Raw genomic sequence first — 9,818 nt, forward strand, 5'->3', positions numbered from 1 at the left:
GATGAGATTTCCCAATTCGTAAGACCCCTTGAAGAACACGAGGTTGATAGGCTCGGGGTGGAAGCGCAGCAATGTGTGGAGCTGACGAGTACTAATAGGTCGAGGGCTTATCCTAAGCGAATTGACACTGTAAGACATATGACACCACTTCTTCTATATAGCTTTACTTCGCATCCAGTTTTCAAGGCGCAAGCCTTGTTTAGTAAGTCTGGTCTGGTAATAATGGCGGAGGGGTTCCACGCGTACCCATCTCGAACACGACCGTTAAGCCCTCCAGCGCCAATGGTACTTGGACCGCAGGGTCCTGGGAGAGTAGGACGTTGCCAGGCCGGAATCTTACTATAATGTATGTAGTTCAGTCACCTAGGGATAGCTTATCATTTGGAGGCTTAGCTCAGCTGGGAGAGCATCTGCCTTACAAGCAGAGGGTCGGCGGTTCGATCCCGTCAGCCTCCACCATAATCATTTTATCCCTGAGCCATTAGCTCAGTTGGTAGAGCACCTGACTTTTAATCAGGGTGTCGAAGGTTCGAGTCCTTCATGGCTCACCATTTTTCAAATGGTGAACTTGTAATCATGCGCGTATGGCGGAATTGGCAGACGCACCAGACTTAGGATCTGGCGTTTCACGACGTGGGGGTTCAAGTCCCTCTACGCGCACCATAATTACCCACAGGCTGCGGAAATAGCTCAGTGGTAGAGCATCTCGTTGCCAACGAGAAGGTCGCGGGTTCGAGCCCCGTTTTCCGCTCCAACATTTGCGCCCTTAGCTCAGCTGGATAGAGCGTTTGACTACGAATCAAAAGGCCGGGAGTTCGAATCTCTCAGGGCGCGCCAGAATTTTTATCGATATTAAATTATTCAAAAATATAAAAGTTACATAAAGCCACCAGCTGATTACGCTGAGTGGTTTTTTTATCAATTCGTAGAAGATCACGATCCCTTTCAGAATATCGTCCATCATAAACAGGGGATTGTGAATTGTCCGAAGCACGGTATTCCAGTAAGTTGATCTTACAGTTAAGTCAACGTTGCGAGCCAGCGACAATACAGGTATGATACAACTTACTTCTATATTTAGATATTACATCAGGGTGGGATGCAGTCATGAAGAAGATCCGCGTTATGATCGTGGACGATGAAGTTCTTGCAATTGAGCATATCCAACAGCTAATCCCATGGGAGGATCTTGGATACGAGATCGTATGTACCACGACGAGGCCATCTCAAGCGGTGGAGCTGGCACAGCAGCATCAACCAGAATTGATCATTGTCGATATTGTTATGCCAGGGATGGATGGCATGCTTTTAAGTAAGCGCATACAATCAAGTGGCTTAACTGTAAAAATAGTATTGCTCACGTCAGTAAAGGAATTTGAGTACGCAAAGGAAGCAGTCAAGCTCGGTTTATCAAACTATTGGGTGAAGCACGAGATGGATTCCGCTACGTTAACTCGTGAGCTAGAAAGCTTGCGCTTAGAAATCGAGAAAGTAAGAAGGCACCGGAATGAGGAACGGAAAAGATTGCTTCATGATTGGCTGCTAGGTACGTCCATGTCTAACGAGCAATGGCGAGCGACCTTTAAAGAATCAGGCTCAGGTCTTGAAAGACTGCATATGATCATCCTCCAGCCAGATCGACCTTTTCCACTATTAGCATCTGACTTAGCAGAGCAATCTACTCTGGAGTTGAACACAGAATGGCCGGAAGACGATAGAGAGGATTTATTAGCCGCTATCCGATTCAAAGGGAAGCATTTTGTATTGCTATTCGTGGATGATGGTTGGAGAGGTGAAGGGAAAATTCGCGAGTTTATTGAGGAGAAAGCTTCCGAAGCTCGTGAGAGGATGGAAGAGATAGCTGGGGGAACTTCATCCATTATTATTGTATCGGGTGTTCGAAACTATCAAGAATTGCCCTTAAAGCTAACCGAATCTCTCCGTTTATTTAAGTCGTCCATTTTTGATGGACCACGGCATACGATCCGCTTAAATGATATTCGTGGGGAGGACAAGCTACCCAAACCGTTCGATTGGGAAGAGGGGGTTGACCGCATTGGGGAGTTTCTTGTAAAACAGAGATTTGAAGATGCGGGTGAGGAATTGACGGCGCTGTTTCGCGAAGCCGTAATCTCACGTAATCTGATCTGCTTCGAGGATATGTGTCGCCAATTGGTCGTCTTGTTGAATCGTTCGCGGATCGCCTGCCAACTTCCCTCCTATCAAGAGTTAAGGGAACAAGGACTTCTATCCTCTTCCTCATGGATATCTTGCGAGGGCATTAGGCTCTGGTTCTTATCGGAAATGGAACAGGTATCGGATTCCAATAGGGGACAGTCTGTACATTCTCGTAAAGTGAGGCAGGCTCTGGATTACATGGAGAAGAACTTCGCGGACGAGGATGTGGGGGCGGATGCGATCGCTCGTCATTTGGGAATTAGCCGTGATCATTTCCGTCACGTGTTCAAGGAAGAGACTGGCCAGACGGTGCTTGACCAATTGACCGATATTCGTATGAATAACGCCAGAAGATTGCTAAATGAAGGCAAATATAAGATATATGAAATTGCAGAGCTTGTTGGGTATCGCAACAGCCAATATTTCAGTCAAGTATTCAAAAAGACGATGGGAATGAGCCCACTTGAATATATGGAGAAGCCGAGGTAAGGGATATATGCAAATGAAGATACGCACGAAAATTATAGCGAGCACGGTGTTGGTCGTCTCTCTTTCGCTCGTGCTTAGTGGCTTCTTCACTTATGACTATGCCAAAGAGATTATACGCGAGCAATCGATCAAGGACAGCCGGACCAAGCTCGCACAGGTATCATTTCAACTGAAGAAAATTCAGGAGCAGGTTATGAAGATCGCCGAATATATCATCTCGGACGAGGAGATTACTTCGCTTGTTTATGCACCGTCTAGTTTGGATACGACAGAAAATTATTTTCGAAAGTATGAAACACAGGAGAAGCTAAAGCGTTTCACTGCGATCAATAACTTTGTCCTCAACGTGCTTCTCGTTAAACCAGATGGTGAGACGTATTCCAATTTTAGCGGCTACGAAGATTATTTCCAGGAATACTTGAAGCAGGATTGGTTTCAGAAGAGAAAAGATTTACGCAACGGATATTCCGAAGCCCATCCCTTTTTCTTCCTCAGTGGGAACCGACAAGTATTTAGTTATGTACTGAAATTTCGACCGCTTGGGGATAATGTATCTCCTTACAGCTATCTCGTACTAGATATCGCGTATTCCGAGCTATCCAGTGTATTCTTACAAAGCTCGAACGATTTCGAACAGATAGAGCTTTACACGAGCAAGGGGGAGCTGTTGTTTGCCACTAAGGATGAATTGTCGCAACATGATGCGGCTTTCATGTCTGAGCTGCTCGAATCCGACCAATCGTATGGAGAAGATTCGAGTCGTATTGTACTCACGGATGACAAGATGAACCAAGGATGGAAGCAGGTTGCACTCCTATCGAAACACAGATTATTCGATAAAATTAACCGTATTTTCTATTTCTATATCATTATCATTTTTTGTGTTATTTTATTTACACTTATTGTTATGCTACCGATCATAGTTAACCTAACAAAGCCACTATCTCGGCTTACTCATGCAATGAAGAGAGTCGCGGTCGGGGACCTTGAAACCCATGTGACGATTCGCAGCGGTGATGAATTAGAAGTTCTCGGGAACGGCTTCAATCGGATGGTCCATGATCTGAGGCAGCATATTGTATCCTCAATCCGCAATGAAGAGCAGAAGCAGAAGATGCAGCTTGATTTGTTGATGGCTCAGATCAATCCTCATTTTTTATACAATACGCTCAATACGGTTATCTATTTATCTCATGCCAATCGCAACCTACAAGCAATCGAAGTGACACAAGCTCTTATTGCTATTCTGCAGGATACAATCAAGACAGGTGAAGGTGCAGTTAGGGCACCGCTTGTTGATGAAATTAGAATCGTGGACAAGTACTCACTTATACAACAGACTCGTTACCCTGGACGATTCCGTCTCATTTGGGAGCTTGATGAATCCCTGCTTGACTTGCTAGTTCCACGAATGGCGCTACAGCCGCTAATCGAGAATGCGATTGTACATGGAATCGTTCCTTCAGAACTCATCGAAGGTGTAATTGTTGTACGGGCGTACCGGACAGAAGGCCATCTATGTCTTGAGGTTGAAGATAATGGCCAAGGCATGATGACGGCGGTAAGTGAAGATCAAGTGCTCGTTAAAGTTAAGTCCGATCGTACGAGGGGGATCGGTCTATCTAATATTCGGGAGAGACTTCAGACGCATTTCGGTAACGATGCAACACTTGAGACGGTTAGTGGAAAAGAGAGGGGTACACTCATTCGCATTAGAATCCCCTTGAAGGATACGAATTAGAGTTTATTCGCCGGATTTTATACAAAATCACCGTTTTATCTCGTTCTCTGTCCAATGCCAGTAGAGGTATGATGAACATAGGAAAGCGCTTACTACAACAATTCTGGGGGGACAGTTACAAAGTGAATAATACAAAACATTTATCTAAGTGGGCATCAGGTGCAATCTCGGTTTCCTTGCTGGCAAGCTTGCTAGGGGCTTGCGGTAACGGGAACAACAACAACGAATCACAAGCATCACAAGCATCATCACCAGCGTCATCGGCGTCAGCATCCACAGCCACAGCCACGGATCCGACACAGCTCAGTGCTACGATCAAAGTTTGGGACTGGGATGAGGCATTTACTAAGGGCATGATTCCGGAGTTCAACAAGAAGTATCCGAACATCAAAGTAGAAGTTACTGTAGTTAACCCAAATGACTATTTACAGAAGCTGCAAAGCGGAATCGCCTCTGGTTCTGACGTTGCGGACGTTATTCTTGGGGAAGAGGCTTACCGTGGAAAACTATTTGATCTAGACGTATTGGACAATTTGGAAGCGGCTCCATACAATTTCGATAGAAGCAGTGTGCTGGACTATACGGTCCCTTACATCTCGAACTCTAAAGGTCAGATCGTTGCTGTTGATCAGGCGATCACTCCTGCAGGCTTTGCGTATCGCCGTGACCTAGCTAAGGAATATTGGGGTACTGATGACCCGGCTGAGCTAGAGAAGCTTATCCCGACCTGGGATGATTTCATCACCAAGGGAACGGAGTTAAAAGATAAGAGTGGCGGGAAAGTGCTTATGTTCCCTGGACTTGGGGATGCATTCCTTGTGCTGAAGGGACAGAACACCACACCTTATGTCAACGGCACCGAGGTTGATGTGACTACCAAGCTATCGAAGTCCATTGAAATGCTATTCAAAATGAGAGACGCAGGCATTCTTGGAAAGAATGAATTGTGGACACCGGCTTGGTCATCCTCTATGGCTAAAGGTGAATTCATGTTTTATCCAATGGCACCATGGGGGCCGAAATGGCATATTTCCGCGAATGATCCAGAAGGTAGTGGACGTTGGGGACTTGTAAAGGCACCTGAAGTCGGCTTCACACGCGGGGGAACAGCTGTTGGTATTTACAAAGACAGTAAAGTGAAGGAAGCCGCTTGGGCATTCGTTAATTTCGCTTATCAGTCTGAAGAAGGCTCATTATTCAATTTCAAGAACTTCGGTAATATGACAAGTAATAAAGCATTCTACGAGAAACAGAAGGCATTGTTTGAAGCTCCTGGACCGTTTGATGAATTTTTCGGGGGTCAGAATTTATCTATGTACTACCTTGAGAATGTTATTCCTGAAATGAAGGGTCAAGCACAATCTAAATATGATTCTGTTGTAGATGCTGTATCAAATTCCTTATATCCACTGTGGACTAAGGATCAATCCATCACTGTTGAAGCAGCACTTGAGAAGTTCAAATCAGAGATGAAGAATAAAGCTTCTGAAGCGACAATAAAGTAAAAACCAGCCTAAACGAGGGATGAACGTGAATGCGGAACAAGTGAAAACATCTTCAGCTACAACCCTCAAACGTAGATGGGGGCCACAGATGTGGCCCTATCTTTTCTCTCTACCGTTTGTGTTGGCCTATGGGGCCTTTCAACTTTACCCTGTCCTCTATTCGTTTGTACTGAGCTTATATGAATGGAACGGCATTAGCGCTAAAACGTTTATTGGAATTCAGAACTATGTCCATTTGTGGACCGAAGACCCACTCTTCATTAAATCGATTATGAACACCTTGATTATGATGGCGATGTTTATTCCCATCACCTTAATTCTTGGCCTGCTACTCGCGTACTGGACTTTCAATCTAACGCGCGGGAAAAATATGATCCAAACGATTAACGTTTTGCCCTATATTACGACTCCCGTTGCCATCGGATTTATTTTCTCCTATATGTTCGATTGGCAGACAGGACTTGTTAACCTACTCATGATGAAGTTTGGATGGTTACAGGAAGGCTTTTATTGGCTTCAGGATGAATGGAGCTCGAGAGCGATCATTGCTTTGATGGTCATATGGCGTAATCTTGGCTACTTTATGATCATTTATATGGCGGGTATGACGGTTATTCCCCAAGATATATATGAGGCAGCTAGGGTTGACGGCTCTACTGGATTCCATACTTTCCGTCGAATTACAATGCCATTATTGCGTAATATTAGCGTATTCCTTGTCGTTACCTCTGTTATCGGCGGACTTCAGCTGTTCGACGAACCGAAGCTGCTGTACGGTGGCTGGTCTGGGTCGTCTCAGGTAGGTGGACCGGATAATGCAGCATTAACTATTATATGGAAGTTCGTGGACGAATCGTTCATTTCCAATACCCGATTTGGTTACGCATCAGCGATCGCTTATTCTTTATTCATACTGATCGTAATATTCTCAATGTTAAGCTATCGCTTGACGACATCTAGGGAGGACAGACGATGAAGGCGCTAGTATGGATAAGTCTAATCATCATTTCATTGCTGTCTCTATTTCCATTTTATATTATGACGGTTATGGGAACGCACTATAACGAGGATTTGTTCAAGGGAATTCCGATATTTCCTGGCGACTATCTCATGGAGAATCTGAGGACTGTATTTAAAACCGATTTCCTACGAGTTTACGGCAATAGTCTTATTGTATCGGTCACCTCGGTGTGTCTCGCATTGATAACTAGTACACTTATTGGCTATGCTCTCGCGAAATTTGATTTCAAGGGACGCAAATGGATTCAGATGTTCGTCATTCTCACGATGATGGTGCCGACGCAAGTCGGATTAATCGGCTATATTATCGAAATGAGAAATATTGGGTTAGGAAATACGCTATGGCCTGTTATTCTCATCTGGACTGCATTCCCATTCGGAGCGTTCTTCATGATTCAATTTATGAGGGATTCAATCCCTAATGACTTGATGGAGTGCGCCCGTATTGACGGATGCTCAGAGCCGGGAATATTCATACGCATCGTGCTTCCGATTATTAAACCAGGACTTGCGACATTGGCAACCTTAGTATTCCTATGGTCATGGAATAACTATTTATTGCCATTGGTCACAATCAATAAGTCAGAATGGTTTACGTTGCCAGTATTTATATCGAATCTGGGTTACGTTCACCGTACGGATTATGCAGCACGGATGGCTGCATTAACTATGACGACACTTCCAGTGTTGATCCTATTCCTATTTGGCTCCCGAACGTTCATGAAAGGATTAACTGCAGGTGCTGTTAAAGGATGAGGAACGTCACCACTTATGAAATGAGTAGATCTAGGAGCTGAACCTGTTGTGAAAGACATGCTAGAACGATTACCGCGAAAGCTAACGATTACAATGTGGGATTTCTCGTGGTACACGATGACGATGCCAGGGGAGCCCTATCATGATTTGTCGGCCCGTTTCCAAGAAGCTGTAGATAGGGGATATAATTCGATCCGTATATGCGCAATGCCTTACCTTCTCTTTACGGCTGAGGGGAAGCGCGATGGTCCCTTGAAATTCGGTAATCTGGGACAAGTAGGAAAGCGAACTCGCTGGTATAATTGCCAGGGAGGGGCGACACTGAATGGTCATGCGCATTTGCTCGAGCTGTTCAAGCAGGCTAAGGCTTATGGCTGTTACATCATTCTATCCTCATGGGAGTACCAGCAAAGCCCGAGCTTCCTCGCTACACCTGAGCTATGGGACGAACTGGCTAACATTCCGTCAAAGGACAGATTTATGGCGATTGCGGCTTCTATGAATCAGCTGATTCGTTTCGTTAAGGCTGAGGGGTATGGAGAACAAATTGCTTACGCCGAGCTTCACAACGAAGTGGAATTCGGACAGCTAACGAAGGTTGGCGAGGAGCAAGGCATTCAGAACTCGGATACGCCAGGCTTAGTCCGAGCCATGAAGCCTTATATCGAAGAGGCAGTTGAATTCTTAAAGTGTAAGCATCCTGATGTCCTTATGACGGCATGCTACACTGTAAACGAAGCCTACCCCAAATCTGATGTCGCTAGTAATCTGCAGGTCGCACATTTTCATCTCTACATCAAAGGTGTCCTGCAAGAATTGATGGATACAACCGGATTAGACAATGAAGATGTTCCATTCCCTAACCAGGCGGTTAAAGACTTACTTAGGGAGGATGCGCCTCCCTTCGAAGAATGGACATTACCTCAAGGTCAGGAATGGAGAATGCGTGGTAATCCCGTTGGTCTGAAGCTTATTTATTTACATGACTGGGCTGACCCGGATAAGTGGGATTTGTATTTGTATGATCGTTATTCAGACCATAAGATAGCGATGCTACAAAAAACAGATTTTCGTTTCGAGGAAATCCACGAATGGGCTAAAGACTACAAACTTCCCATCGTCATTGGAGAGGGATATGTAGGCTACACCCCGCTAAATGCGGGCTTTGAAGAAGGTCCTGTAGGTAAGTTCATTGCTGAATATGCGATACGTAAAGGAATGAAGTTAGGGTTCTGGGGAATGATTCTGTGCTCGAATTGTGCGCCACACCATCCCTTCTGGAATGATGTACAGTGGCAGCGTAAATGGAATCAATATATACTAGAGTCCGTTTGAAGAGGATAAAACGTTGCAATCTCATAGTGTGATGGCTCCTTCAACAGATGAAAACCCGCTGAGCGTAACAAATCAGCGGGTTTTCATCTGTTAATAGGAAAGGTTGATATTTATCAAATCAGAGCCTAGCCTACTTAGTATAATTAATAATCTTATTTAAGAGCGAATAAAGAGGTGTTGCATCCATATCCGTCAAGCCGTTAATATCGGACAAGAAGGATATAAGCAAGAATGGCAAAAGGCCAATCGCTATGAAAGCAAAGACAAATCCTACTGTGAAGCATCTAGCGAACCTACCTAAAGTCATTATTTCATCACCGTTCCTTCAAGGACGATCATTTCTTCATTTTACACTATAGCTTCCCGTTTGCGGAAGAAAGTCTTCAAAGCCTGATAAATCTCGGCTTTTTCCTTAATGACATGGTAGAGAAACTGTGAATGCTCCAGATGCTTATAGGCCGACATTAACGTACTGCTTCTATTATATTGGTTAACTTCTCCGTAGCCGAAAATATTCGAGCGCTCCAAAAATTCTTTAATCAATCTCACGCAACGCTCATTGTCGCTCGTCAGGTTGTCCCCGTCCGAGAAGTGAAATGGATAAATGTTGTATAGCGATGGCGGATACCGTGAATCGATGATTTCTAAAGCTTTCACATAGGCGGATGAGCAGATTGTACCTCCGCTTTCCCCTCGGGTAAAAAATTCCTCTTCCGTTACCTCTTTAGCTTCGGTATGATGGGCAATGAACACGATATCCACTTTCTCATACTGGTGTCTTAAGAAGCGATTCA

General features: G+C 44.6%; 7 protein-coding genes, 5 tRNA genes and 2 rRNA genes. 13 read left to right on the forward strand and 1 reads right to left on the reverse strand.

From position 1 onward, the window contains the following. From M1K58_RS29165 to M1K58_RS29225, 13 genes are all read left to right on the forward strand, one after another. A 23S ribosomal RNA gene (locus tag M1K58_RS29165) occupies positions 1 to 115 on the forward strand; the annotation flags it as partial. Positions 116 to 212: 97 nt separating this feature from the next. Then, a 5S ribosomal RNA gene (rrf, locus tag M1K58_RS29170) occupies positions 213 to 329 on the forward strand. Positions 330 to 383: 54 nt separating this feature from the next. Next, a tRNA-Val gene (locus M1K58_RS29175) sits at positions 384 to 459 on the forward strand. Positions 460 to 475: 16 nt separating this feature from the next. Then, a tRNA-Lys gene (locus M1K58_RS29180) sits at positions 476 to 551 on the forward strand. A 27-nt stretch (positions 552 to 578) separates the two neighbouring features. Beyond that, positions 579 to 663: transfer RNA gene (locus tag M1K58_RS29185), tRNA-Leu, on the forward strand. A gap of 16 nt (positions 664 to 679) precedes the next feature. Continuing rightward, positions 680 to 754, forward strand: a tRNA-Gly gene (locus tag M1K58_RS29190). A gap of 6 nt (positions 755 to 760) precedes the next feature. Further along, positions 761 to 837 (forward strand) — tRNA-Arg (locus tag M1K58_RS29195). Positions 838 to 1,107: 270 nt separating this feature from the next. Beyond that, entirely contained in the window at positions 1,108 to 2,667 is a 1,560-nt protein-coding gene (locus M1K58_RS29200) for a response regulator (RefSeq protein WP_256762453.1), read from the forward strand. 13 nt (positions 2,668 to 2,680) lie between these two features. Next, positions 2,681 to 4,408 (forward strand): sensor histidine kinase, encoded by a 1,728-nt coding sequence (locus M1K58_RS29205; protein ID WP_256762455.1) that lies wholly within the window; start codon positions 2,681 to 2,683, stop codon positions 4,406 to 4,408. A 122-nt stretch (positions 4,409 to 4,530) separates the two neighbouring features. Continuing rightward, complete coding sequence (locus tag M1K58_RS29210; RefSeq protein WP_256762457.1) at positions 4,531 to 5,913, forward strand: extracellular solute-binding protein; 1,383 nt, start codon at positions 4,531 to 4,533, stop codon at positions 5,911 to 5,913. Positions 5,914 to 6,001: 88 nt separating this feature from the next. Then, complete coding sequence (locus tag M1K58_RS29215; protein ID WP_256762458.1) at positions 6,002 to 6,889, forward strand: carbohydrate ABC transporter permease; 888 nt, start codon at positions 6,002 to 6,004, stop codon at positions 6,887 to 6,889. After that, the gene (locus M1K58_RS29220; RefSeq protein ID WP_256762460.1) at positions 6,886 to 7,689 is read left to right on the forward strand and encodes a carbohydrate ABC transporter permease; all 804 of its coding nucleotides are present in this window, start codon (positions 6,886 to 6,888) and stop codon (positions 7,687 to 7,689) included. The genes M1K58_RS29215 and M1K58_RS29220 overlap by 4 nt, the downstream gene beginning before the upstream one ends. Positions 7,690 to 7,746: 57 nt before the next feature. Further along, positions 7,747 to 9,024 carry a cellulase-like family protein gene (locus M1K58_RS29225; RefSeq protein WP_256762462.1) on the forward strand — a complete coding sequence of 426 codons (1,278 nt, stop codon included), beginning with the start codon at positions 7,747 to 7,749 and terminating at the stop codon, positions 9,022 to 9,024. Between the two features lie 348 nt (positions 9,025 to 9,372). On the opposite strand, the gene M1K58_RS29230 is transcribed toward M1K58_RS29225, so the two are convergent. Beyond that, the coding region (locus M1K58_RS29230) for a DUF444 family protein (RefSeq protein ID WP_256762461.1) at positions 9,373 to 9,818 on the reverse strand (446 nt) is incomplete at its 5' end.

It is taken from the genome of Cohnella sp. WQ 127256, from assembly GCF_024519285.1.
In the GTDB taxonomy this organism is placed as follows: domain Bacteria; phylum Bacillota; class Bacilli; order Paenibacillales; family Paenibacillaceae; genus Cohnella.

Bases quoted from the DNA above. Each gene is read 5' to 3' on its own strand.
- M1K58_RS29200 (WP_256762453.1), top strand. From the start codon at position 1,108: ATGAAGAAGATCCGCGTTATGATCGTGGACGATGAAGTTCTTGCAATT.
- M1K58_RS29205 (WP_256762455.1), top strand. From the start codon at position 2,681: ATGAAGATACGCACGAAAATTATAGCGAGCACGGTGTTGGTCGTCTCT.
- M1K58_RS29215 (WP_256762458.1), top strand. From the start codon at position 6,002: ATGTGGCCCTATCTTTTCTCTCTACCGTTTGTGTTGGCCTATGGGGCC.
- M1K58_RS29220 (WP_256762460.1), top strand. From the start codon at position 6,886: ATGAAGGCGCTAGTATGGATAAGTCTAATCATCATTTCATTGCTGTCT.
- M1K58_RS29225 (WP_256762462.1), top strand. From the start codon at position 7,747: ATGCTAGAACGATTACCGCGAAAGCTAACGATTACAATGTGGGATTTC.